Genomic DNA, 26,191 nt, shown 5'->3' on the forward strand with positions numbered 1-26,191 from the left:
TTTAAATTGGTCGAAATAATTATTGTTTACTATTAAATCTACAAGCGTTTTAAAAACGCTTTAGTTTTTTGTAAAAGGGTTTTAGGTTTATCGGTATGATACGCATTTCCATACACACCATAGCCATAACCGTAACCATAGCCGTAACCATAGCCATAATTATTATTGGTTTTATGTTTATAAAAATTCAACACAAAATTGATATTTTTAATTTCTCCAGCGCGATGTTTAGCATTAATAAGTTGTAACATGCCTTTTTTGGTATAGTCTAAACGTACCATAAAGATAGAGGTATCGGCATATTTAACTAGTTCTAAGGCATCGGTTACTAAGCCTAATGGCGGCGTATCTAAAATAATCATATCATAAGTATCGCGTAGCTCTGTTATAAGTTGCGACATACGATCACTCATTAATAATTCGGAGGGGTTTGGTGGAATGGGTCCAGAAGTTACCACATCTAAATTGTCGATATGGGTGTGATTGATCACCTCATCAAACGTATTATCTCCAATAAAATAATTAACTATACCGCGATCGTTTGTTAAGTTAAAATCATCAAAAATCTTTGGTTTACGTAAATCTAATCCTAATAAAATCGTTTTTTTACCCGACAGCGCATAGACTGTTGCAATATTAATAGAACAGAAGGTTTTCCCTTCCCCACTTACCGATGAGGTTATCATAATAGTGCGTCCACGATTGGTATTGGCTTGTTTATTTAAAATAAACTGCAAACTAGAGCGAATAGCTCTAAACGACTCTGAAACAGCTGATTTTGGCTTTTCATAAACCACTAAATTATTGTGATAACGGTACTTCCCTAACAATCCAATAATTGGAATAGACGACAAACGCTCCACCTCATCCGAGCCATGTATGGTATTATCCAAGAGATAGATAATAAAAATAAGCAATAAAGGTGTTAAAAAGCCTATCATTAAAGCCATCATATAGTTTAATGACTTGTTTGGCCCTATTAAACCACCTCCTATATCTTTAGCTTCGTCTATAGTAACGATGTCCGACACATTCGCAGCTTTAACAATAGCGGCTTCGCTGCGTTTATTCATATACACATTATACGCTTCTTGACTAATGCTTAGCTTACGTTGTATTTTTAAGAATTTTTGTTCGTTTTCTGGCAACTCACTTAATTGACTTTCTAATTGGGCTATGTTACGATTTATAGAATTTAAATAAACATTTAGTGTTTTTCTGGTCGCATTAATGGTTTCTAACAACACGTTTTTCTCTGAATCGATACGACGGTCTAAGTCTTTAAATAAAGGCGAGTCTGGTTTGGTTGTATACTCCAAGTTTTGACGCTCGATGGCCAATTGTGTAATTTTAGTTACACTACTTTGTATGTTGCCTTCGTTAATACCAACAGATGAAGGTGCCGCAATATTGGTATAATTAGTTTTGGTATTTAAGTAATCTTCTAGAGCATCTAAATAATGTAATTTATTATACTCTTCGTCTTTTTGTTGCTCGTACGTTTTTAATTTAGCGCTTGTCTCTGTCATTTCCTCGCTAATATTAAACACTTTACTTTGCTTTCTAAAGTTGTTCATCTCATCGTTTACATCTTTTAAACGGGCGCTTTCAATAGCCAAACTACTATCGATGAACTTAATGGTATTAGAAGCATATAGATTTTTTCGTTCTAGCTCGGCACGACTTAAAATATCGGATGTCGCATTAAGATAGTCTACTATTTTAGCTTTATTAGTACCCGATAACGACAACTGTAATACCGAAGATGAGTTTTTGCTAAATGGGGCTACTTTCACCCTGTTTTTATACCTGTTTACAACCGAATCGAAGTTTAAAAACTGAATATAAAACACGGTTCCAGGCTTTATGTCTCTTGGGGTTCTTAACTGCAAAGTGGCGTTAAAAAAGGGTAATGCAATAGGCGCACCTAAATTGTATTTTTGGTTAAAAGCCCCTTGCGGTGTAGATACGCTAAGCTTTTCTTTGGTTGAATAAATTTGTGCCGTTGCTGATGACGAAGGAAATTCGGCAAACAGCTCAAACGTATTAGAGTCGAGAAACCGAATACCTAAATGGCGGTTTAACACTTGGGGTTTATCATGGTTTAGCTTAACCACGAAGGGGGCATTTTTATAAATATCTTCCTTTCGGTACTCACCTTCAACTAAGTAGGTCATGTAATATTCTAACGAATCGACAACTCTTTCGTTATGACTACGTGTTTGAAGCGTGGTAATGGTTTTTCCCATTTTTCCCGAAACACCGCCCCAATTAAAAGAAATGCTTGTATTGGCTGTAAAAAACGGGTTTTGCTCGTTTTCAACAGAGATTAAAGAACTTAACCGATAGACATTTTGCTTTCGTACATTAATAAAATAAGCTACTATTAAAGCCACACCTACACAAAGCAACACCCATTTCCATAGGTTTAGAAGTTTTAATAGGAAGCCCTTAAAGTCAAAGGTTATCCCGCCTCTATCCTGAAAATCTTGGTCGTCAAATTCAGTGTAAGCCATATTATAATCGGTTAATCAGTAAAATGGATGTGGTTACTAACGACAATAGTGTAGCTACAGTCGCTACATTTTGCATTAAAGTTTCCCCTGTTCCTAACGACTTTTGCTTTAATGGCGGCACGTAAATAATATCATTAGGCTGAATGTAATAATACGGCGATTGCATAACAGCCACATCGTTTAAATCGATATGATGTATTTTTTGTCCTTGAGGATATTGCCGTATTATAAGGACTTCTTTTTTGTTTCCAGTTACAGGAATTTCGCCAGAGTTTGCAATAGCTTCAAACACATTTACCTGCTCCTGAAATAAGGTTTTAGTACCCGGACTGCCCACTTCTCCCATAACAGTAAAACGCATCCCCGCTAATTTAACAGTAACAAAAATATTGGCCGTTTCTTTAAACTGCTCTTCTAAGAGTTTTTCTTCTAATAATTTTTCTACTTCTTCGGTGGTGTATCCTAATACATTAATATACCCTAAAGTGGGCATACGTATATTCCCGTGAGCATCTACCGTAAATCCATCGTAATAGGATTTTTCACCACTAGTCATATTTAAATTAGGACTATCAATAGGATTTAAAATACGAACATTGTCTTGGTCTAAAGCTTTAACACGAATCGTTAAGATATCATTAATTTGCACGCGATAAGGCTTTTGCATTTCCTTAATTGTCTGTAAAGAATCTAATGCATTTGCTTTGTTTACAAAATACAAAGTATCCTTATGAGGAATACATGAGGTAGAAAAAATTCCTAGTATCAGCAGGAACAGGAAGCCTAATTTCTTCATGTGGGATTACGAGTGTTTAAACACAAATATAACTTTTAACAAGGAATAACAAAACTTATATCCTTAATTTTGGCATTTATCCGTTTATTTGCAAAAAGCTTGATTTAAGTGAATTATTTAACCGTTGAAAACATATCTAAGTCTTATGGCGAACGCACCTTGTTTCAAGACATTTCTTTTAGTCTACACAAGGATCAAAAAGTAGCGTTAGTCGCCAAAAATGGTACTGGAAAAACCTCTATTTTAAATATGCTTGCCGGTAGAGATGTCCCCGATACAGGACAGATTATCTATAGAAACAACTTGCAAGTAGCGTTCCTGCCACAGGAACCCGAATTAGATGAAACACTAACTATAGAAGCCAGTATTTTTAATACTAATAATCCGACGCTTAAAATTATTAAGCAATACGAACACGCTTTAAACCACCCTGAAGACACCAAAGCATACCAAAAGGCTTTTGATTTAATGGATGCTAACAATGCTTGGGATTTTGAAACGCAATACCGCCAAATTTTATCACAACTACAGCTAAACGATATTACCCAAACGGTTAGTAAACTCTCTGGTGGACAAAAACGACGGTTAGCTTTGGCCTTGGCGTTATTAAAAAAACCCGATATTCTTATTTTAGATGAGCCTACCAACCATTTGGACTTAGAGATGATTGAATGGTTAGAAAGTTTTTTTGCTAAAACTCCCATGACCTTGTTTATGGTTACTCACGATCGTTATTTTTTAGAGCGTGTTTGCAACGAAATTCTTGAATTAGATCATGGCCAATTGTATAGCTACAAAGGCAACTATAGTTATTATCTTGAGCAACGCGATGCTAGAATAGAGCGTGAGACCATAGAAACGGGCAAAGCCCAACAACTATACAAAAAAGAACTTGATTGGATGCGTCGTCAACCTAAAGCGCGAACCACCAAATCCAAATCACGAATAGACGACTTTAAAAGCATCAAACAACAAGCTAAAAAACGTCGCAACGATCATGAAGTGCAGTTAGAACTTAACATGGAACGCTTGGGCAATAAGGTGGTCGAATTTCATAATGTCTCGTTACGTTATGGTGAGAATGTACTTTTAGATCAGTTTAATTACAACTTTCAAAATGGCGAACGTCTAGGTATTATTGGTAAAAATGGCTCAGGAAAGTCAACCTTTTTAAACCTGCTTACACAAACCGCCACGCCCGACTCAGGAAAAATTATTATTGGAGAAACCGTAAAATTTGGCTACTACACCCAAAAAGGCATCCCCATTAAACCGCAGCAAAAGGTAATAGATGTTATTAAAGCCTTTGGGGATTACATTCCGCTAAAAAAAGGAAAACAAATTAGCGCCCAACAACTTCTAGAACGGTTTTTATTTGACCGTAAAAAGCAATATGATTTTGTGGAAAAACTTAGTGGCGGCGAGCGTAAACGTTTATATTTATGCACTGTTTTAATTCAAAACCCTAATGTGCTTATCTTAGATGAGCCCACTAACGATTTAGACATTGTAACGCTTAATGTGCTTGAAAGCTTCCTTTTAGATTTTCCTGGATGCTTAATTGTGGTATCGCACGATCGTTATTTTATGGATAAAATTACCGACCACTTATTTGTATTTAAAGGCCAAGGTGTGGTTGAAGATTTTCCTGGCAATTATAGTGACTATCGCACTTATGAAAGCAGTCAACCACAAACAGATACTTCTAGCACCTCCAACAAGGAGAAAAAAAATTGGCGAGAAGATAGTGGCAGCAAACTCTCTTACAACGAACAAAAAGAACTTAAAGCCATAGAAAGTAAGCTAAAAGATCTTGAACATGATAAGAAGACTTTAGAAACTCAATTTCACGATACTAGCTTATCGCAAGAGGCTATCACCGAACTCTCGCAAAAGTTACAGAATATCATGGATACTATTGATACCAAAGAAGCGCGTTGGCTAGAACTGGTTGAAAAACTAGAAGACTAATGTGGTATCGCATAAAAACATATCTCCGTTTTTTATGGCAATCTACCAATCAGCATGGGGTACATTCACCTTTTGTGTATCAACTAGTTACAACGTGTTTTTATGACACCAAATCCTATACTGCTTATAAAGCATTAAAAGCTTACAAAAAGCAACTTTTAAAAAACAATACTATTATTTCGGTCACCGACTTAGGACCAGGATCGCAACAAAGTAATACACCAAAACGCCACGTAGCTACTATAGCCAAACACTCAGGGTCTACCCTAGCAAGAACCAAATTTTTATATCGGTTAACCCAATACTTTGCGTGTAAAACCTCCTTAGAACTTGGTACGTCTTTAGGATTGGCCACTCAAGCCCTTTGCTTAGGACATAAAAACAACCATATTACCACTATTGAGGGCTGTCCAAAATTATCGGAAATAGCACAAAAAAACCTCCTTCAATACCATAAGCAACTCACTTTTATAACAGGTGATTTTTATAAAACACTCAAACAAATATCGCATCCCACCTATGATATAATTTTTTTTGATGGTAACCATACTAAAAAAGCCACCTTATCGTATTTCGAAATCTTATTAAACCACACTCACAACGATACCCTATTTATTTTTGATGATATTTATTGGAGCAAAGACATGACCGAAGCTTGGGAAACCATTAAACAACACCCTAAAGTTACTGTAACCATCGACACCTATTTTTGGGGGCTTGTCTTTTTTAGAACAGAACAAGCGAAACAGCATTTTAAAATTAGGTTATAAAACACTTTCAATTCGCTATATTACTTGTTACCTTTAGCCTGTTGTAAAAACGTTATTTAACATATCATGAAGGTATACACAAAAACAGGCGACAAGGGTACCACAGCATTATTTGGTGGCACGCGTGTTCCTAAACATCATATTCGCATAGAAAGTTACGGTACGGTTGACGAACTTAACTCCTACATTGGACTTATTAGAGATCAGGACATTGCCCCAAGATATAAAGACTTACTTACCCAAATTCAAGATCGCTTATTTACATTAGGCGCTATTTTGGCTACCGACCCTGAAAAAGCCACCTTGAAAAACGGTAAAGAACGTTTAAATATTCCTAAAATTTCTGAGGCTGATATTACTTTGTTAGAAACCGAAATGGATACCATGAACGATGCCTTACCTCCTATGACGCATTTTGTGCTACCAGGAGGTCATCAAACGGTGTCATTCTGTCACATTACACGTTGTGTTTGTAGACGTGCCGAACGTTTAGCCACAGCATTACACGAATTGGAACCCATTGATACGCATGTTTTAATGTACTTAAACCGTCTTTCTGACTACCTTTTTGTATTGGCACGAAAGTTGACACATGACTTAAACGCCGAGGAAATTAAGTGGATTCCTGAGAAATCATAATCCATTAAAAATCAAATTATTTCCAAAAAATTCCTTGGAAACGACACGTTCTTTGTATTATTGAGTAAATAATTCAATTTTTTCTTGACTTTTTAACGTAAAAATTTATTTTTGCAAAAATTTAAAACGAATTACAAATGTATTGGACATTAGAATTAGCATCCTACTTAAGTGATGCTCCTTGGCCAGCTACTAAAGATGAGCTGATTGATTATTCTATCAGGACTGGAGCCCCACTTGAAGTAGTAGAAAACCTTCAATCTATAGAAGATGAAGGTGATCAATACGAATCGATCCAGGAAATCTGGCCGGACTATCCAACAGATGAAGATTACCTCTGGAACGAGGACGAATATTAAATATGAAAACAACAAAAAAGTCTCTCTAAGGAGACTTTTTTTGTTGCACAGTATATCAACAAAAAATTGTTTCTTTTTTAACTACAAAAAGAAGCATATAACATATGGGCATTAACCAATAGGGAACCTGCCTTAAAACATAACACACATGAGTTTTTTAGATTCAGTATTAAAACTGTTTGTCGGAGACAAATCCAAACAAGACGTTAAGGCTATTATGCCTATCGTAACTAAAATAAAATCTTTCGAAAGCGCTATGGAAGGCTTATCTCACGATGAGTTAAGAGCCAAAACCGAGTACTTTAAAACAAAAATTACCGAAGCCAGGCAACCATTTAACGAGACTATAGACAGTCTTCTAAAAGATATAGAAGCGACTGAAGATATAGATAAACGCGATGAGATTTATCAAGAAATCGACAAAGTTAAAGATGATATTTATACTGCTACGGAAGCCGTTTTAAACGACATCCTTCCTGAAGCTTTTGCTGTAGTTAAAGAAACTGCTAAGCGTTTTGCTAATAACACGTCTTTAACCGTATCGGCTACAGCTTTCGACAGAGAATTATCGGGCGATAAAACATACGTTGCTCTAGAAGATGATAAAGCCATTTGGGCCAACTCTTGGGATGCTGCTGGAAAACCTATTACTTGGGACATGGTTCATTACGATGTTCAGTTAATAGGCGGTGTGGCGATGCACCAAGGTAAAATTGCCGAAATGCAAACTGGTGAAGGTAAAACTTTAGTGGCCACATTACCTGTTTATCTTAATGCTTTAGCGGGCAAAGGCGTGCACTTAGTTACCGTAAACGATTACTTAGCAAAACGTGATAGCGCGTGGATGGCACCTATTTTTGAGTTTCATGGATTAACTGTAGATTGTATAGATTACCATAAACCTAACTCGGCAGCACGTAAAAAAGCTTATAACGCCGATATTACCTACGGAACAAATAACGAGTTTGGATTTGATTACCTACGCGATAACATGTCGCACTCACCAGACGATTTAGTACAACGTCCACATCACTTTGCTATTGTGGATGAGGTGGATTCGGTATTAATTGATGATGCACGTACACCGTTAATTATCTCTGGCCCTATACCAAAAGGCGATCGCCATGAATTTAATGAGCTTAAACCTAAAGTAGATGATATTGTTACCGTACAACGCAAGTATTTAACAGGAGTTCTTGCAGAAGCCAAAAAACTTATTGCCGAAGGCGATACCAAAGAAGGAGGTTTCCAATTGTTACGTGTTTACCGAGGTATCCCAAAAAATAAAGCGTTAATTAAGTTTTTAAGTGAAGAAGGTGTGAAGCAACTCCTTCAAAAAACCGAAAACTTTTACATGCAGGACAACAACCGCGAAATGCCAAAAGTTGATGAAGCCCTGTATTATGTTATTGACGAAAAGAATAATCAAATTGAATTAACCGATAAAGGTGTCGATTACCTTTCTGGCGCAGACGATCCTAACTTCTTTGTAATGCCAGAAATAGGTATGGAAATCTCTCGAATAGAAAGTCAAAACTTATCTAAAGAAGAAGAAGCCGAAGCTAAAGAAGATTTATTCCGCGATTTTGGAGTAAAATCTGAACGTATTCACACCCTTAATCAATTGCTTAAAGCCTATGCCCTATTTGAAAAAGACATTCAATACGTGGTTATGGACAACAAGGTTATGATTGTTGATGAGCAAACGGGTCGTATTATGGATGGGCGTCGTTATAGCGATGGGTTGCACCAAGCTATCGAAGCCAAAGAAAATGTAAAAATTGAAGCCGCTACCCAAACATTTGCCACAGTAACCTTACAGAATTACTTTAGAATGTATCGCAAACTATCTGGTATGACTGGTACAGCCGTTACCGAAGCTGGCGAATTCTGGGAAATCTACGAATTAGATGTGGTAGAAATTCCTACCAACAAACCTATTGCTCGTGATGATCGTGAGGATTTAGTATATAAAACCAAACGCGAAAAATACAATGCCGTGATAGAAGAAGTTACCGCATTGTCGCAAGCAGGTCGTCCTGTATTAATAGGAACAACCTCTGTAGAAATTAGTGAGTTACTAGGTAAAATGTTAAGCATAAGAAAAGTTCCTCACAACGTATTAAACGCCAAATTACATAAAAAAGAGGCCGATATTGTTGCCGAAGCTGGTCGCCCAGGACAGGTAACTATTGCGACCAATATGGCGGGACGTGGTACCGATATTAAATTAAGCGACGAGGTAAAAGCCGCTGGTGGTTTAGCCATTATAGGTACCGAGCGTCACGATTCTAGACGTGTAGATAGACAGTTACGTGGTCGTGCAGGACGTCAAGGAGATCCAGGGAGTTCGCAATTCTATGTGTCTTTAGAAGACAACCTAATGCGTTTATTTGGTAGTGAGCGTATTGCCAAAATGATGGACCGCATGGGACTTGAAGAAGGCGAAGTCATTCAACATTCTATGATTTCAAAATCTATAGAACGTGCCCAAAAGAAAGTTGAAGAAAACAACTTTGGTGTTCGTAAACGTTTACTAGAATATGATGATGTCATGAACTCGCAACGTGAAGTGGTTTACAAACGTCGTTACCATGCCTTATTTGGTGAGCGCTTACGTGTGGATTTAGCCAATATGATTTACGATACTTCCGAAGCTCTGGCAGAAGGTAATAAAGCGGTTAACGACTTTAAGAATTTCGAGTTTGAATTAATTCGTTATTTCTCAATGAGTTCTCCAATTACCGAAGCCGAATTTGCTAAAAAATCACCTCAAGAAATTGCTGGTATTATTTATAAAGCTGCTTTTGAACACTATCGTACCAAAATGACACGCAATGCTGAATTAGCATTCCCGGTGATTAAAAATGTATATGAAAACCAAAGTGATAAATTTAAGCGTATTGTTGTACCATTTACCGATGGTGTAAAAACGCTACAAGTAGTTACCGATTTAGAAAAAGCTTACGAAACCGAAGGTAAACAACTTATTACCGATTTTGAAAAGAATATTACACTAGCGATTATAGACGATTCTTGGAAAACGCATTTACGTAAAATGGACGAATTAAAGCAATCTGTTCAGTTAGCGGTGCATGAGCAAAAAGATCCGCTTTTAATCTATAAGTTTGAAGCTTTTGAATTGTTTAAGAGTATGATTGATCAAGTAAACAAAGATGTAATTTCATTCTTATTTAAAGGTGAGCTTCCAACCGAAGACACCAATGCTATTAGCGAAGCCAAGCAAACACGTAAAAAAGAGCAATTAGAAACTTCTAAAGAAGACATTCCTAATATGGATGAACGCGCTGCTCAAAATCGTGCTGCTGGAAATACCCAACAGCAAACAGAACCAGTAGAAACTATTATTCGTGACAAACCAAAAATTGGAAGAAACGATCGTGTAACCATTAAACACGTTATGAGTGGCGAAAATAAAACCCTAAAATACAAGCAAGCCATTCCTTTAATAGAAAAAGGCGATTGGGTTTTAATAGAAGAATAAACCTATATTATAAGTTTAATAACACATTAGGATCTGGACAGTTACTTTTAAACTTGTCCAGATTTTTTTTGCTACAAACGCCTGGATAATCACCTTTATAGTCTGCAATATCTCGAATAATTTGAAAATGGAGATGTGGCGCATAATCGCCATTAACCTCTGCGGTTCCTAAGGAAGCAAAAGCTTCCCCTTGTTGAATAATATCGCCTTGTTTAATACCTTTAATAGACTCTAAGCTTAAGTGACCATAGAGAGTAAAAAACACCTGATTTTCTATAGTATGTTTTAAAATTATGGTTGGTCCATAATCGCCATAATTCGTATTATTATTAAAACTATGTATCGTGGCGTCTAATGGTGCATAAATAGCTTCTCCGGCATCTAGCCAAAAATCGACACCAAGATGTATGTTGCGCTCCATATTATTACTAGAAGGGTTAAAATAACCGCTTCGTTTATAAATATTTCGTTGCTCTAAATAACCGCCGTAAGCTACTTTAGCTTGATGTGATTTTAAATATGATTGTATAAATTTTTCCCAATCTGAAGATGACGCTATATTAAAGGTATTTAGCTGAGGATTGGTTTGGGAAAGGTTAATTGGAACATACGCACTTGGCTTTATGTTAGGGCTTAAAACAGAATGCGTTTTCCAACTTAATTGCTTTAAAAATGTGTTGAATGTAGATGGATTCATACATTCAAAAGTAAGAAAAACTATTGCATAATCACCTCGCTAAATTTAGCATTTACAACAATAGTTTTGTAGCTACTTAAATTACCTGTAGAAAAACTTGCCACATTGTCATTATTACTATTTTGAGGGTGTAGTAATCTTGAGTGCATGCCTTTATATTGTAAATTGAAGTCTGTTTCAGGTAAACGCAATAAGGCATCACTATTTTCTAAAGTAATATTAATGTTATTAAAGCCACTATCTATATTCCCTATATTTAAATCGCCAAAACTACCATCAATAATAGCATTTCCTTTAATAGTTCCTAAATCTATATTTGAGGAGTTTGCACTTAACACCAACCTATTGGCTTGATTAATACTTGCTTGCTCTACAAAATTTAGAAATAATTCGCCTGCTTCCCAAGTTGTAATGTCTACCGGGGCATAAGAAACATTGATGGAAGTGTTACTTCCATCAATGCTACTTGCTAATAAGGCTGTATGCGATAAATTAGCCTTTACGTTATTTATGTTGGCTGCAAATTTTAGTTCGCCATGCCTAACATTTATATTTAACTTTGCTTTTTTAGGCATTTTTATTTTAATGGTTTTCTTTATACCATCGTTTGTCCCATTAAATTGTTGTATTCTTGCTTTTCTTCTAGCTTCGTTTGCTTTTTGTCTAGCTTTCATTCTTACCTCAGCATGCTCTTGGCGTTCTTTTATAGCTTGTTCTCTAGCTTTGTGTCGCTTTTCAAAAGCTGCTTGACGCTCTTCTATACGCTTTGCTTTTTGTTCCATTTGCTTTTCAAAACGTTCTCCCCAAGCTGCCATTTCTTTTTCAAATTTCTCACCAAATTCTTCGCCAAATTTTTCACCCCAAGCTTCCATTTTTTTCTCAAACTCTTTCATTTTAGGACTATTCTCCCATTCTTTAGCCCAAGCTTCCATTTTTCTAGCGTATTCTTCGCCGTATTTTTCGCCATACTCTTCACCCCATTTTTCTAGGTAAGCTTCGCCTTCTTTTTGGTATTTATCATAATCGAAACCTTTTCCTGCCATACCTTCTGGAAGTTCTGGTAATGGCGGTACCGATGGTATTTCTGGCATATCGGGTACTGGTGGCATTTCTGATAAAAGTAACGACTCTAACAAGGGTTCTACTATAGGAATTTCGGCCAACTCCATTTCCATAACACGAAGCGCATCTGTATAGGAATCATCAAATAAAACTAAACTCTCGTCCCAAGACCCTAATTCACCTAATGTAACAATACTTACTTTAGATTTTGAGGCATCGATATCCAGCCCCCAAGACTCTAGAAATTTACGTAATTCGGTTTCTGAAAGTTTATCGCTTTCAATATAGGCTTCAATTTCTATAATATCTCTATTCCATGTGTCTATTTCTAGATTGGTATAACTAGTGTTTAAATCAATAACCACATCATCATTAACATTAATAGATTGGGAGACTTTCTCCAGTTTTTGTTGCGCCATGGCACTTGATATAAAAAGTACCAAGCTATATGTTATTATTTTAGTTAAAAATTGCATGATTTTAAATTGTTTTTTGACTGTTGTTTGAAAGTGTTTCTAATTGATCTTTTAAACGATATAACAGATTAAGACGCATTTTAAGATTATTAATCAAGGCATTTACAGTAAACTCATTGGGACCATTTTTAGTTAACTCCTCGGACAGTTTTTTGTATTCTTGATTAAGTGCTTCTAAGCGTACGATATAGCCATCAAATAATGCTTTATTTTCTGATGTTACTTTAACCTTAGACAGCTCATAATTTATACTTGCTAAATAGTAATCTTCTATTTTTTTTAGGTCTGGCGATACATCGCCTAGTGTTTTTTCTGTTTGTAACTCCTTATTAGTCGTCTCTGCTACAGTATTCTCAATAGGCTTATCAGATGAAAAAATCATGGTATAACCAATTCCTAAAACAACAACTATACTAGCCGCTATAGACAACCAATACCAACGTTTTGATATTGGTGCATCTGCCTCAGGAAATGTGTTGTCTAAACGGGTTAAAAAACGCTTTTCATGACCTTTAGGCATTGTTTCCTGTTCGTTATTTTGATTGTTTTTTAAAAGTTCTTTAATATCCTGTGCCATGTGTTTTAAGTTTTAAACTGTTTTGCAACTTTTTCTTACCTCGCGATAACTGTGTTCTTGATGTGACTTCCGAAATATTTAATATACTAGCAATCTCTTGATGATCGTACCCCTCTATTAAATACAACATAACCACAAACCTATACTTATCGGGTAAATCTTCTATTGCGTGTTTAACATCCTGTACTGTTATATCGTCATTTACTAACCATTTGTCATCTATTTCGGTATCGACCACTTTAAGGTGCCCTTCATCCAACTGTAATAGTTGGTGCTTTTTAGCTTTTAGGGCATCGATACAAGTATTAATGACAATACGTTTTAACCAAGCACCAAAAGTGACTTCTGCTTCGAATTGATGTAATCTTGAAAACGCTTTTATAAACGCTTCTTGGACAGCATCTTCTGCTTCTGCTTCATGTTTTAAAAACCTACACGCCACAATATACATACCATTGCAGTACTGGTTGTATAACTGCATTTGTGCCATACGGTTATTTTGTTTGCATTTTGCTATAAGCTGCTCTTGAAGCATGCGCTACTTTTTGGTTTCTTGATTAGTTCACTTTAAAGACGACACAAAAACCTTTGTGTTGCAAAAAATGTAAAAGTTTTTTAAGTTATTAAAATAATACTAAAGATTTAGACGTTTCCTTTTTACGAGTAGGAGTTTTCTATTTATCTTTGATTGCTTTAATTAATCCAATATTTATGAATAGGTTTTTGAAATGGGTTTTATGGGTATTGCTCCTTGTTGCTGTTGGGGTTTTCCTATATTCTTATTTTATTGATGATAGTTTATTAAGCAAACGTTTAAGTCCTAAAGACACCGTTTCTTTTGCAAAAAATGATTTAAAGTTACAAGTGTTTTATAACCGTCCTTCCAAACGTGGGCGTGATATTTTTGGCGGTTTAGTCCCTTATAAAAAAGTATGGCGTACAGGCGCAAACGAAGCGACAACTTTCGAAACCAATCAAGCGTTAAATATAAAAGGGGATTCGCTTCCAGTTGGGAAATATACGTTATGGACTATTCCTAACGACTCCACTTGGCATGTGATGTTTAACTCCAAACAATATCCTTGGGGTGTTGATATGGAGATGAACCCAATGCGCAACCCTAATTTCGATCTTATTAATATTGAAGTTCCTGTTGAAAAAATTAATACTACTGTAGAACAATTTACTATAGGTTTTGATAATGCATTAGACGATTTATCTTTAACGATGGTTTGGGATAATGTAAAAATAGCTGTTCCTTTATCTAAGTTTGGCGAAGAAAAATAAACATACCTCGGCGTTACATGAAAAAAAAGGTGTCTCAGATCCAGAGATAACCAACATCTCTCATATTAATAAATTTAAAAAGAAACGTAAAGCGCAGCCTGATGCGCAATCGCTAACTCAAGATATTATTTCAGGCGATATAACAGCATTAAGTCGTGCTATAACTTTAGTTGAAAGCACAAACCCTACGCATTATAAAAAAGCTTCAGAGATTATTAAACAATGTTTAGAGCATGCCAATAACTCCACTAGAATTGGTATTACAGGCGTTCCTGGTGTTGGAAAAAGCACATTTATCGAAGCTTTTGGTGAGTATTTAACCTCGCAAGGAAAAAAAGTAGCAGTCTTAGCTGTAGACCCTAGTAGCTCTGTAACAAAAGGCAGTATTTTAGGTGACAAAACCCGTATGGAAGCTTTGGTAAACAACCCTAATGCTTTTATTAGGCCGTCGGCTTCAGGTAACTCGCTTGGAGGTGTTGCTAGAAAAACACGCGAAGCCATTATTTTATGCGAGGCCGCTGGGTTTGACACTATTATTATAGAAACCGTTGGTGTGGGACAAAGTGAAACAGCGGTTCATAGTATGGTTGATTTCTTTCTATTATTGAAATTAGCTCGTGCTGGCGATGAATTACAAGGTATAAAACGCGGTATTATTGAAATGGCTGATGCTATAGCTATAAATAAAGCCGATGGCGATAATATAAAAGCTGCAAAACTAGCTAAGGTAGAATTTAATCGTGCTTTGCATCTATATCCAGAAAAAGCATCGGGATGGACTCCTAAAGTAACGCTTTGTAGCGCTTTACAAAAAGAAGGAATAGATGATATTTGGAAGATTATTTCGGAATATCTCACCAAAACAAAAACCAATGGTTATTTTGAACACAACCGTTTAGAACAAAATAAGTTTTGGTTAACACAGACTATAGAAGAACAATTAAAGCAACGCTTTTTTAATCATGAAGTCATTAAAAAAGCCTTAGCTACACAACTTCAGCTTATAGAAGATAATAAAACCACACCTTTCGCTGCAGCCGAATATTTATTAAATCTGGAAAAAGATTTATAAAAAATACGCTTTATACCAAGCAACTTGCTTTTCTACTGCCTCTAATAAAGTTGTTTGCGGATTATAACCTAGTAATTGTTTGGCCTTATCTATATTTGCTTTAGTACGTAGTTGGTCACCAGGGCGTTTAGGCTTAACATCTATTTTTATTTGCTTTCCTAAAACCTTTTCTACAGCTTCAATGCCTTCTTGTGTAGTATGCTCTACCTCGGTTCCCAAGTTAATGATTTCGCCATTAACGAGATCTTCTTTTCCTATTACCGACACCACACCATCGACAATATCACCTACATACGTAAAACTTCGCAGATGCTTATCGCTACCTTTAAATAACGGAAAAGCTTCATCCTTTAAACCTAAAGCAATCAGCTTGGTGTACATTTTCTCTGGGCGTTCTCTTGGCCCAATAACCGAATACAATCGTAACGAACAAGAGGCCATTTGCTTTTCTCTAGACTTTTGAAGCACCAACTGTTCGGCTGCTAGTTTTGTTACACCATAATGCGATGCTGGTTTTGGTGCTTTATCCTCTGGATAAGTAGCTTCTAACCCATAAATTGATGATGTTCCTATATTGACAAATAGTTTTAAATCTGATAAAGTCAATGCATAATCAATAAGGTTTTTTGTAGCAATAATATTGTTGCTAAAATAATCTTCAAAAGAAGAGGTAGAAGAAATTCCCGGCTGCGCAGCAAAATGAAAAATATAGTTAACATCTTTAGGTAAAACAGCTGCTAGGTTATCTTCTCTTAAATCGTAATCTAAAACAGTTATTCCTGCGTTGGATAATGCCTTTTTATTTAAGTTTTTTAACTCTTTACTATAATAAGGTGAAAAATTATCTACTCCTATTACTTCATGACCTAAACGTTGTAATCTTTCTGCTGTATGCGAACCAATAAAACCTACGGCTCCTGTAACTAAAATTTTCATAAATTAATAATCGTGGTATTTCTTACAAAGTAACATTTTTTATACAAGATTATATCGTCTTTTAAAATATTCATTCAACTTATAAAACATAAATCCTGATAAGGCTCCAAAGGTTAATCCGCTTAATACATCTAATGGATAATGAACACCTATATAAATCCGGCTATATCCCATAGCTATTGACCATATAACCATAATCCAAATTAGGTTTTTAAAGCGTCGTCGAAGTAGTAAACTACTAAATACCGCTACGGCCATAGAGTTTGATGCGTGTCCTGAAAAATACCCATATTTTCCTCCACAATATGGTTTTACCAAACGCATTAAACTTTGCAACGCTTCTTCATGGCAAGGTCTTGGGCGCATTAAGCCATGCTTAAACACATTGGTAATTTGGTCGGTAAAAGTTACCATAGCCACAATAAGAACCAACGTTAATAAGAACATTTTTTTGTTTTCTTCTTTAAAAATAAAAAAGAGTAACACCGCATAAAGTGGTATCCAGTAGAACTTGGTGGTATAAAACATCCAAAAAGCATCCCAACTTTTTGTTCCTAGAGTATTTAAGTAAATAAATAACTCGGTATCTAAATGTAAAATTTGCTCTAACATAGTTTAATCGTCTTCGTAACGTGCTACTTCCCTATCGTAAAACTCTAAAGCTTGTTGAATAAGGTTCTCGGTTTCGGTTTCTAATTCTTTTTGATCATGTTGATCAAAATCTTCTAACCATTCAATATCGTCATTTTCTAGATTAAGAATAAACCTAGGAAAATCGGTATGCACAACAAATGCGGTATCTGGAAAATCGGTATTATCACCCAGTAAAAATTTAGGAAGTTCCATGCTTAGAGATAATTAATTTTTTGGTTAATATATGAAATCTAATATACAATAAAATTGCGGCTATTGTTAAGCCTGCTAATAACCCTAACCAAATACCAAAACTTCCATAAACATGTTCATTCCCTAAAAAATAACTAATTGGAAATCCTACTATCCAGTAAGAAATAAAAGTAATTACTGTGGGTACTTTTACATCTTGTAAACCTCTTAAAGCACCTAACATAATTACTTGAATACTATCACTAATTTGAAAAATGGCTGCGGCTATTAATAAAGTTGCTGCTATAGATACCACTTCGGTATTGTCAGTTAGATTAGCGACATCATCATAATCCACATATAATTTAGGCAACACATTATGCATAATTAAGAAGAAAACAGCAAATATGCTCGCTAAAATAATACCTAATAAAAATATGGATACGGCAATGCGACGAAGCTCTAAATAGTTATGTAATCCTTTTTGATTTCCTACTCGAATCATGGCTGCCACACTTAAACCTGTTGCTACCATAAACGTCATAGATGATAAGTTTAGTGCAATTTGATTGGCTGCTTGTGGATTTTTACCCAACAAACCACTTAACCAAATAGCTGCCGTAAAAATACCGACTTCGAAAAACATTTGCATGGCGCTTGGCGTCCCCAAGTTAAACAGTTTTTTAAGCATTAATTTATCTAACACAAACAACTTAATATGCGTTACAAAGTCTTGCGATTTTTTGTGTTTCATAAGTAACCACCATAAAAAAGCCACCATTATAAAACGTGACAATAACGTACCATAGGCTGCACCTACAATTCCTAGTTGTGGAAATCCTAACTTACCAAAAATGAGTACATAGTTTAAAATAACATTTACAACATTGGCTAACAAAGTTGCATACATAGGGTATTTAGTCATAGACAACCCATCGCTAAACTGTTTAAACGCCTGAAAAACAACCAATGGGATTAACGAAAAAGCTACCAAATCTAAATACGGCATTGCCAATTCTACAACCTCGGTTGGTTGTTTCATAAGATACATTAAGGGTTTGGCAAAAAACAATAATGCAAATAATGCTATTCCTAATACAAGACATAAAAATAGCCCGTGTTTGAAAGCCGATTTTCCTTGTTGAAAGTTTTTAGCACCATCGGCTTCGGCTACTAAAGGTGTTATGGCTGTTGAAAAACCAATTCCTAACGACATGGCTACAAACATAAAACTGTTTCCTAAGGATACAGCAGCTAGTTCGGCTGTTCCTAATTGCCCCACCATAATATTATCGATAAAGCTCACAAACGTGTGCCCTAACATACCTAGCATAACTGGTGCTGCCAATTTCCAGTTGTAACGAAATTCTTTTGTGTAGTTACCTAAAACCATGGCGTAAAAGTACTGTTTAGGTTTAAGCTAAACGAATATATAATCTACAATTTTGCGACTTTGTTTTTAGCTATTTCAAACTCTTCTACCATGTCTTTTACGATTTGCGACACTGGCTTAACCTCATGAATTAGTCCCGAAATTTGACCGATTTCTAATTCACCTTCCTCTAAGTCGCCTTCAAACATCCCTTTTTTTGCACGTGCGCGTCCTAGAAGCGTTTTAAGATCTTCCACGGAAGGGTTATTCTTATAAAGGTTTTGAATATCTTGATAGAACTTGTTTTTTATTAACCTTACCGGGGCTAACTCTTTTAATGTTAATTGGGTATCGCCTTCTTTGGCGTTAACAACCACTTGTTTAAACGCTTGATGTGCCGAGCTTTCTTTACTAGCTACAAAGCGACTTCCTACTTGCACACCATCGGCTCCTAAAATCATACAAGCTAGCATAGCTTGCCCATTAGCAATGCCTCCTGCTGCAATTAATGGAATTTCCAATTGCTCTTTTACCATAGGAATTAAGGTAAGCGTTGTCGTTTCATCGCGACCATTATGACCTCCTGCTTCAAAGCCTTCGGCTACCACAGCATCGACGCCTGATTCTTGTGCTTTTAGTGCAAACTTGACACTACTTACTACATGAACCACGGTTATACCTTTTTCTTGTAACCATTTAGTCCATGTTTTTGGATTTCCTGCTGAAGTGAATACAATTTTAACCCCTTCTTCAACAATAATATCCATGATTTTTTCAATATCAGGATATAACATAGGTACATTTACGCCAAACGGTTTATCGGTAGCCTTTTTACATTTTTGTATGTGTTCCCTAAGAACTTCTGGATACATACTACCGGCACCAATTAGTCCTAAAATACCCGAATTACTAGCAGCTGATGCTAAACGCCAACCACTATTCCAAATCATTCCTGCTTGGATAATAGGGTGCTCAATATTAAAAAGTTCTGTGATTTTATTGTTTTTCATGATATTGATTTAGGAATAAAAAAATAGTTTTACTTATTACGAAATAACACCAGAGCCTACAAGCTCGTCTTTTATATACCAAGCCACAAATTGCCCTTCGGTTATGGCAGATTGTGGTTGCTCGAACACAACATACAATCCGTTATCCACTTTATGCAATTTGGCCTTTTGTAGTGGTTGTCTATATCGAATTCGTGCCATAACATCCATGGTTTCATCTAAGCTTAAAGACAAATCTTCTCTTACCCAATGTAACTCCTCGTTAGTAATAAAAAGGGCACTCCTATATAACCCTGGATGTGATTTACCTTGACCTGTATAGATCACATTTTCGTTTACATCGGTTTCTATAACAAATAATGGTTCTGCTGTTCCTCCAACGGCTAATCCTTTACGTTGCCCTTTGGTAAAGAAATGCGCGCCTTGGTGTTTCCCAACAACCTTACCATCTACTTGCTGATAACTCACTTTTTCTGATAAATATTTTAATTCCTCTTCTTTGGAGTTAAATTCAGGCAATTCCTTATTATACTTATCATGATTATTAGCTACTTCAACAATAACACCTTCTTTAGGTTTTAATTGCTGTTGTAAAAAATCTGGTAATCTTACTTTACCAATAAAACAAAGTCCTTGCGAATCTTTTTTATCGGCTGTAATAAGGTTTTGCTCTGCGGCTATTTGTCGTACTTCAGGTTTGGTTAATTCACCTATTGGAAATAATGCTTTTGCTAATTGTGCTTGTGATAATTGACATAAGAAATAGGATTGGTCTTTGTTGTCATCTACTCCTGCCAATAATTGATATACTTCTTCTCCATCTTTAGTAATAGTCCCTTTACGGCAATAATGTCCTGTTGCGACATAATCTGCTCCTAAGTCTAAGGCTATTTTCATAAACACATCAAACTTAATTTCACGATTACATAACACATCTGGGTTTGGGGTTCGTCCTTTTTCGTATTCGTTAAACATATAATCTACAATACGTTCTTTATATTGTTCGCTTAAATCGACGGTTTGAAAAGGAATTCCTAATCTATCTGCTACTAACATAGCATCGTTGCTATCTTCTAACCATGGACATTCGTTAGATATAGTTACCGAGTCGTCATGCCAATTTTTCATAAACAACCCTATAACCTCATACCCTTGTTCTTTTAAAAGGTATGCTGTTACACTGGAATCTACACCTCCAGAAAGTCCAACTATTACACGTTTTTTCTTATTCATAATTGTTTGCAAAGATACATTAATTTGCTCTGTTTTATAATTCGGTTTTTGGGATTGATTTCACTACGCTTACATAAGGCATTATTTTACAAATAGTTACAAAAAACAACAACCATTTAATGTTGTTTTATTATGAAATAGTATGATTTTTATATATATTGCGTTCACTTATGTTTAGGTAGCTTTCCCCACTTGGATTGATTAATAGCTTACTCAACATGTGAAATACCTAAATAAAACAAAAAGCTCCTTTCTAAGAAAGGAGCTTTTATATTTTTATTATCTCAACTTAATGTTGTTTATATGGGTTTTTGCTCCTTCTGGTAAAATCCTCCTCTTTTTCTATTTCTCCATTTTTCTTGTAATACGTCCATACACCATCTCTTCTATTATTTTTGTATTGCCCTTTAAGCTTTAACTTACCTTCTGGCCCGTAAAAATTGGCTTTGCCATATAATTCGTCATTAATATAATTATACTCTTTAATTAGCGTACCATCTTCGTCGTACCATAAGGATTGCCCATGAAGTTTTCCATCTTTAAAATGACTTTTTTCAGCAATTTGGCCATTTAAGTAGTAAACAATACTTTCTCCTTCAAGCTTTCCATCGTTATTATAGTTTTCAATCGTCATAACTTGGTTAGAATTATTATGAAAGTATTTCCAGATTCCTATGTACTTCTTACCAAGCATGTTGCCTTGACTTATAATTTTACCATTTGAAGCAAAAAACGTCACCTCTGCTATATTATTATTTTCATTAAATGTTCTAGTGGCTGTTAAACTTGGTTTGTTATTTACATTTTTGTAAAACTTAAATGTTCCTGTTTCTTTACCATGGTTAAACTCACCTTCATAACGTAGTACATTGGTGTTTTTATAGTTCTTTTTCCAAACACCGTGGCGTTTTCCATTAGTATCGAATTGATTTACTTTTTCTTGAGCTATTAATGATGCTATTGATAGCAAGAATACACCTATAATAGTTAATGTTTTGAACATAAATTGTTTTTCTTTTAAAAACGGTTACACTCTTAAAATATTATAACAAAAAAGCTGCCAAAAGGCAGCTTTACATTTATTTTTTTCGTTGTTGCGCTTTCTTTTGTTGTTCAGCCTGTTCCATCATTTCTTTCATTTTCTTTTGGAAACGATTTTCTTTTTTAGGCTTTTTCTTATTCTGCTGAATTTTAGCATGTATTTTATCTTCGTCAATAATATAATTTTTAATGACTAGCATAATTCCAATAGTAATTAAATTAGATACAAAATAATACAAACTTAATCCTGAAGCATAGTTATTAAAGAAGAACAACATCATTAATGGGGAGAAGTAAATCATGTACTTCATCATTTTACCCATATCTGGCATACCTTCTTGCGTTGGTTGCGAAGCCATTTGTTGTCCTGTAGTCATTTTCATATAAATAAATATAGCTATAGATGCTAGAATAGGGAATAAACTTACATGATCGCCATAAAACGGTATAGAAAAACCTGGTGGAAAGTGATAAATCGTATCGTACGAAGATAAATCTTCTGCCCAAAGAAACGGTTTTTGTCTTAACACAAACGCCGATGGGAAAAACATAAACAAGGCATAAAACACTGGTAATTGCATTAACGCTGGTAAGCATCCAGCCATTGGACTTGCTCCTGCTTTACTGTATAACGCCATGGTTTCCTGCTGCTTTTTCATGGCATTATCTTTATACTTCTCGTTTATTTCGTTAATCTCTGGCTTTAATATTCTCATTTTTGCCTGAGACACATACGATTTGTACGTTACAGGAGACATAGCTATTCTTACTAAAACTGTCATAACAATAATGGCAATTCCATAAGGAAAAACACCACTTAAAAAGCCAAATAATGGAATAAACACATAACGGTTTATCCATCCAAAAATCCCCCAACCTAATGGCATAATTTCATCAAGATTACGATTATAGCTACTTAACACTTTGTAATCGCTTGGCCCAAAGTATAAATCCATTGTTTTATTAATTTCGCCACCTTTAACTTCTAAAGGTAATTTAGAAGAAAATGCTTTGGTGTATAAAGTATCTATTTCTTCGTCTTGCACTAAGTTTTTAGACACCATGTTGGCTGTTGCAAACGGCTCGTCTGCTAATAAAACTGATGTAAAGAAATGTTGCTTATAAGCCACATAAGTTACCGATTCTTCGGTATCGTCACTTAATTCGCTTTGCCCTAAATAGCTATCTTTTCCACCATCATATTCGTAAACCAATTCGGTATAACGATTTTCGTAAGATATACTTTTAGCATGACGATAGGTTTTTAAATCCCAGTTTAAATCTATAGGTTGAGACCCGTTAATTACATTGCTCATGCCTTGCGATCTGATGGTAAAATCCATCATATAATCGTCTGGTTTAAGCTCGTAACGGTATTCTAAAAACTTATCTGGCCCAGCTTTAAGCTTCATTGAAACCACTGTATTATCACCATTTTTAGTTACCGATGGCTCAAAATAAAGGTCTCTAGTATTTAAAGTTCTATTATCTGATGTTCCAAAATTGATATTAAAATCGGCATTGCCATCTTTAATTATATAAATAGGAATGGAATCGTAATTAACAAATTCTTTCAGCTTAACTTCTGATAAGTAGCCGCCTTTATTACTAAACTTTAATTCAAACAAATCGGTTTCAACCAATGTTGTTTCGTCTTTTGCAGATGGTAAGGTGGAAGAATATGCCAAGGCACCTAACTTTCCTTTTAAGGCTTCAAGTTTTAAGGAGTCTGTAGGCGAAGGCACGGTAAAATCTTCTGAAGAGACAACTTTTGTATCGGTTGCTTCTGCAGCCTTCTTCTCGGCTTCTACTTGTTCTTGTTTTGCTTGCTCTTCTGCTTCTAACTCTTCTGGAGTTGGCTGATTGGTGTACATAATGTACACAAGTATTCCAAAGATTAGGATAAACCCAATAATAGAATTAATGTCTAGTTTTTTTTCTTCCATACTACTTCTTAAATCTAGACGGGTTTAAATCAAAAACCTGTCCCAAACTATATTTTGTGCCATACTGACACGTATTTTATTTTGTTTTATGCTCTGTGGCTGCTTTTACAAATGCCACAAATAATGGATGCGGATTGGCAACCGTACTTTTATATTCTGGATGATATTGCACACCTACAAACCAAGGGTGAGATGGTATTTCTACTACTTCTACCAAGCCAGTATCTGGATTAACCCCAGTTGGTATCATGCCTGCTGCTTCAATTTGTTCGCGGTAGGCGTTATTAAATTCAAATCTATGACGGTGTCTTTCTGTTATTACATCCTGTTTATATACAGCTTTAACTATCGAGTTCTCTTTTAATTGACATGCCCATGCACCTAAACGCATGGTTCCTCCTTTGTCTTCTATATGTTTTTGCTCTTCCATTAAATTAATGACAGGATGAGATGTATTAGGATCCATTTCGGTTGAATTGGCATCTTGTAATTTTAATACATTTCTAGCGTATTCTATAACTGCCATTTGCATACCAAGACAAATACCAAAAAACGGAATATTATTTTCACGCACATATCGTACAGCTTCTATTTTACCTTCAATACCACGCTCTCCAAAACCTGGTGCAACTAAAACACCGTTTAAATGTGCTAGTTTTTCCTTTACACTTTTGGTATCGAGATGCTCTGAATGAATAGCCTCTACATTTACTTTTACTTCATTTTCTGCCCCTGCGTGAATAAAAGCTTCTAAAATAGATTTATAAGAATCTTGAAGCTCGACATATTTTCCTATTAAACCAATGGTTATTTCTGCTTTAGGGTTTTTATGACGTTGTAAAAACTGATTCCATTGTGTTAAATCTGGTTTAGAGCTATTTAATGCTAATTTTTTTAAAACAACTTTATCAAGACCTTGATTAAGCATTAAATTAGGAACATCATAAATAGTAGAAGCGTCTATAGATTGTATTACCGCTTCTTCACGCACATTACAGAACAAGGCTAGTTTTGTGCGTAAATCTTCTGGTAGTTCATGCTCGGTACGACATACTAAAACATCTGCTTGAACACCACTTTCCATCAAGGTTTTTACACTATGTTGTGTTGGTTTTGTTTTTAGTTCGCCTGCGGCGGATAAAAAAGGCACTAATGTTAAATGAATAACAATACCATTGTTGTCTCCTAAATCCCATTTTAACTGGCGTACAGCTTCTATATATGGTAGTGACTCAATATCGCCCACTGTTCCTCCAATTTCGGTAATAACAATATCGTAATCTCCAGAGTTTCCAAGAATTTGGATACGTTCTTTAATTTCATCTGTAATGTGTGGTACAACTTGAACGGTTTTTCCTAAAAATTCGCCACGACGTTCTTTTTCTATAACGCTTTGGTAAATTCTACCTGTTGTTACATTATTTGCCTGACTTGTATTGACGTTTAAAAAACGTTCGTAATGTCCTAAATCAAGATCGGTTTCTGCACCATCTTCTGTAACATAACATTCACCATGTTCATATGGATTTAATGTCCCTGGATCGACATTAATATAAGGATCTAATTTTTGAATGGTTGTACGGTATCCTTGAGCTTGAAGTAATTTTGCTAAAGAGGCGGCAATGATTCCTTTTCCTAATGAAGAGGTTACTCCTCCTGTAACAAAAATGTATTTAGTTGTTGTTGTCATGTTGCGTTTTTAAACGCAGGCAAATTTACAAAATTAAAACTGTTATTAAAGTATTGTTTTACTAAATAACTGTTATAATTAAACAAGCTCGATAATTTTGACGTAAATTGATATTACTTATCCTACATTTTACAATACACACGCAGACTAATATATTGATGCTGTTTTTATTGTTATGGTTTAGGATATTGCTTTTGAATATTCCTAATTAAGTGTTCTAAACCATTTACCTTTAATTCGTATACGGTTTGCAACATATCGCCAAGCTTTCCTTTAGGAAACCCTTTACTGTGGTACCATACTACGTAATACTCGGGGAGATCTATTAAATATCTACCTTCATATTTTCCGAAAGGCATTTTTGTATGTGCTAATTTTATTAAAAACGTTTTATCAGGCTGCAAAGGATTA

The 26,191-nt window shown here is 35.3% G+C and carries 23 protein-coding genes; 7 read left to right on the forward strand and 16 right to left on the reverse strand.

Going from position 1 to position 26,191, the window contains the following annotated elements:
* Positions 1-38: 38 nt before the first annotated feature.
* Positions 39-2,516: an exopolysaccharide transport family protein gene (locus tag EJA19_RS05995; RefSeq protein WP_125467442.1), complete on the reverse strand. Its 2,478-nt coding sequence runs from the start codon at positions 2,514-2,516 to the stop codon at positions 39-41.
* Position 2,517: 1 nt separating this feature from the next.
* Positions 2,518-3,312, reverse strand: a complete 795-nt coding sequence (locus EJA19_RS06000; RefSeq protein WP_125467443.1) for a polysaccharide biosynthesis/export family protein — start codon at positions 3,310-3,312, stop codon at positions 2,518-2,520.
* A gap of 108 nt (positions 3,313-3,420) precedes the next feature.
* Between EJA19_RS06000 and EJA19_RS06005 the strand changes: the two genes are divergently transcribed.
* From EJA19_RS06005 to secA, 5 genes are all read left to right on the forward strand, one after another.
* The gene (locus EJA19_RS06005) at positions 3,421-5,283 is read left to right on the forward strand and encodes an ABC-F family ATP-binding cassette domain-containing protein (protein ID WP_125467444.1); all 1,863 of its coding nucleotides are present in this window, start codon (positions 3,421-3,423) and stop codon (positions 5,281-5,283) included.
* Positions 5,283-6,053, forward strand: coding sequence for an O-methyltransferase (locus tag EJA19_RS06010; RefSeq protein WP_125467445.1), 771 nt, complete (start codon positions 5,283-5,285; stop codon positions 6,051-6,053). Before EJA19_RS06005 ends, EJA19_RS06010 begins: the two co-directional genes overlap by 1 nt.
* A 66-nt stretch (positions 6,054-6,119) precedes the next feature.
* Positions 6,120-6,692 (forward strand): cob(I)yrinic acid a,c-diamide adenosyltransferase, encoded by a 573-nt coding sequence (locus tag EJA19_RS06015; RefSeq protein WP_125467446.1) that lies wholly within the window; start codon positions 6,120-6,122, stop codon positions 6,690-6,692.
* A 137-nt stretch (positions 6,693-6,829) separates the two neighbouring features.
* Positions 6,830-7,051, forward strand: coding sequence for a DUF2795 domain-containing protein (locus tag EJA19_RS06020; protein ID WP_007648604.1), 222 nt, complete (start codon positions 6,830-6,832; stop codon positions 7,049-7,051).
* 148 nt (positions 7,052-7,199) lie between these two features.
* Positions 7,200-10,556, forward strand: coding sequence for a preprotein translocase subunit SecA (gene secA, locus EJA19_RS06025; RefSeq protein ID WP_125467447.1), 3,357 nt, complete (start codon positions 7,200-7,202; stop codon positions 10,554-10,556).
* A gap of 7 nt (positions 10,557-10,563) precedes the next feature.
* On the opposite strand, the gene EJA19_RS06030 is transcribed toward secA, so the two are convergent.
* The 4 genes from EJA19_RS06030 to EJA19_RS06045 are packed head-to-tail and all read right to left on the reverse strand — an operon-like array spanning position 10,564 to position 13,903.
* Entirely contained in the window at positions 10,564-11,253 is a 690-nt protein-coding gene (locus EJA19_RS06030; protein WP_125467448.1) for a peptidoglycan DD-metalloendopeptidase family protein, read from the reverse strand.
* A gap of 20 nt (positions 11,254-11,273) precedes the next feature.
* Positions 11,274-12,791, reverse strand: coding sequence for a cell envelope integrity protein TolA (locus EJA19_RS06035; RefSeq protein WP_125467449.1), 1,518 nt, complete (start codon positions 12,789-12,791; stop codon positions 11,274-11,276).
* Between the two features lie 4 nt (positions 12,792-12,795).
* Entirely contained in the window at positions 12,796-13,368 is a 573-nt protein-coding gene (locus tag EJA19_RS06040; protein WP_125467450.1) for a hypothetical protein, read from the reverse strand.
* The gene (locus tag EJA19_RS06045) at positions 13,352-13,903 is read right to left on the reverse strand and encodes an RNA polymerase sigma factor (RefSeq protein ID WP_125467451.1); all 552 of its coding nucleotides are present in this window, start codon (positions 13,901-13,903) and stop codon (positions 13,352-13,354) included. The genes EJA19_RS06040 and EJA19_RS06045 overlap by 17 nt, the downstream gene beginning before the upstream one ends.
* 176 nt (positions 13,904-14,079) lie before the next feature.
* Here EJA19_RS06045 and EJA19_RS06050 point away from each other — a divergent pair, with 176 nt between their 5' ends.
* Together EJA19_RS06050 and meaB are read left to right on the forward strand one after the other, a co-directional pair.
* Positions 14,080-14,655 carry a DUF2911 domain-containing protein gene (locus EJA19_RS06050; RefSeq protein WP_125467452.1) on the forward strand — a complete coding sequence of 192 codons (576 nt, stop codon included), beginning with the start codon at positions 14,080-14,082 and terminating at the stop codon, positions 14,653-14,655.
* Positions 14,639-15,727, forward strand: coding sequence for a methylmalonyl Co-A mutase-associated GTPase MeaB (gene meaB, locus EJA19_RS06055; protein WP_125467453.1), 1,089 nt, complete (start codon positions 14,639-14,641; stop codon positions 15,725-15,727). The genes EJA19_RS06050 and meaB overlap by 17 nt, the downstream gene beginning before the upstream one ends.
* Here meaB and EJA19_RS06060 read toward each other — a convergent pair.
* The 10 genes from EJA19_RS06060 to EJA19_RS06105 all read right to left on the reverse strand — a co-directional run bounded on the left by EJA19_RS06060 (position 15,722) and on the right by EJA19_RS06105 (position 26,184).
* Complete coding sequence (locus tag EJA19_RS06060) at positions 15,722-16,663, reverse strand: NAD-dependent epimerase/dehydratase family protein (RefSeq protein WP_125467454.1); 942 nt, start codon at positions 16,661-16,663, stop codon at positions 15,722-15,724. The two genes, meaB and EJA19_RS06060, sit on opposite strands and share 6 nt — an antisense overlap.
* A gap of 39 nt (positions 16,664-16,702) precedes the next feature.
* Entirely contained in the window at positions 16,703-17,275 is a 573-nt protein-coding gene (locus tag EJA19_RS06065; RefSeq protein WP_125467455.1) for a phosphatase PAP2 family protein, read from the reverse strand.
* Positions 17,276-17,278: 3 nt separating this feature from the next.
* Positions 17,279-17,509 carry a hypothetical protein gene (locus tag EJA19_RS06070; protein ID WP_125467456.1) on the reverse strand — a complete coding sequence of 77 codons (231 nt, stop codon included), beginning with the start codon at positions 17,507-17,509 and terminating at the stop codon, positions 17,279-17,281.
* Positions 17,496-18,881: an MATE family efflux transporter gene (locus EJA19_RS06075; RefSeq protein ID WP_125467457.1), complete on the reverse strand. Its 1,386-nt coding sequence runs from the start codon at positions 18,879-18,881 to the stop codon at positions 17,496-17,498. Before EJA19_RS06075 ends, EJA19_RS06070 begins: the two co-directional genes overlap by 14 nt.
* Before the next feature lie 44 nt (positions 18,882-18,925).
* Positions 18,926-19,870, reverse strand: a complete 945-nt coding sequence (locus tag EJA19_RS06080; protein ID WP_125467458.1) for an NAD(P)H-dependent flavin oxidoreductase — start codon at positions 19,868-19,870, stop codon at positions 18,926-18,928.
* Positions 19,871-19,906: 36 nt separating this feature from the next.
* Positions 19,907-21,103 carry a tRNA 2-thiouridine(34) synthase MnmA gene (gene mnmA, locus EJA19_RS06085; protein WP_125467459.1) on the reverse strand — a complete coding sequence of 399 codons (1,197 nt, stop codon included), beginning with the start codon at positions 21,101-21,103 and terminating at the stop codon, positions 19,907-19,909.
* A 289-nt stretch (positions 21,104-21,392) separates the two neighbouring features.
* Complete coding sequence (locus EJA19_RS06090; protein WP_125467460.1) at positions 21,393-22,106, reverse strand: toxin-antitoxin system YwqK family antitoxin; 714 nt, start codon at positions 22,104-22,106, stop codon at positions 21,393-21,395.
* A gap of 76 nt (positions 22,107-22,182) precedes the next feature.
* The gene (gene yidC, locus EJA19_RS06095; protein ID WP_125467461.1) at positions 22,183-24,090 is read right to left on the reverse strand and encodes a membrane protein insertase YidC; all 1,908 of its coding nucleotides are present in this window, start codon (positions 24,088-24,090) and stop codon (positions 22,183-22,185) included.
* A gap of 76 nt (positions 24,091-24,166) precedes the next feature.
* Complete coding sequence (locus tag EJA19_RS06100) at positions 24,167-25,780, reverse strand: CTP synthase (protein WP_125467462.1); 1,614 nt, start codon at positions 25,778-25,780, stop codon at positions 24,167-24,169.
* Positions 25,781-25,953: 173 nt separating this feature from the next.
* On the reverse strand, positions 25,954-26,184 hold the full coding sequence (locus tag EJA19_RS06105) for a DUF3820 family protein (protein ID WP_125467463.1): 231 nt from the start codon (positions 26,182-26,184) through the stop codon (positions 25,954-25,956).
* Positions 26,185-26,191: the final 7 nt, after the last annotated feature.

Source organism: Mangrovimonas spongiae (genome assembly GCF_003944795.1).
Classification (GTDB): Bacteria; Bacteroidota; Bacteroidia; order Flavobacteriales; family Flavobacteriaceae; genus Mangrovimonas; species Mangrovimonas spongiae.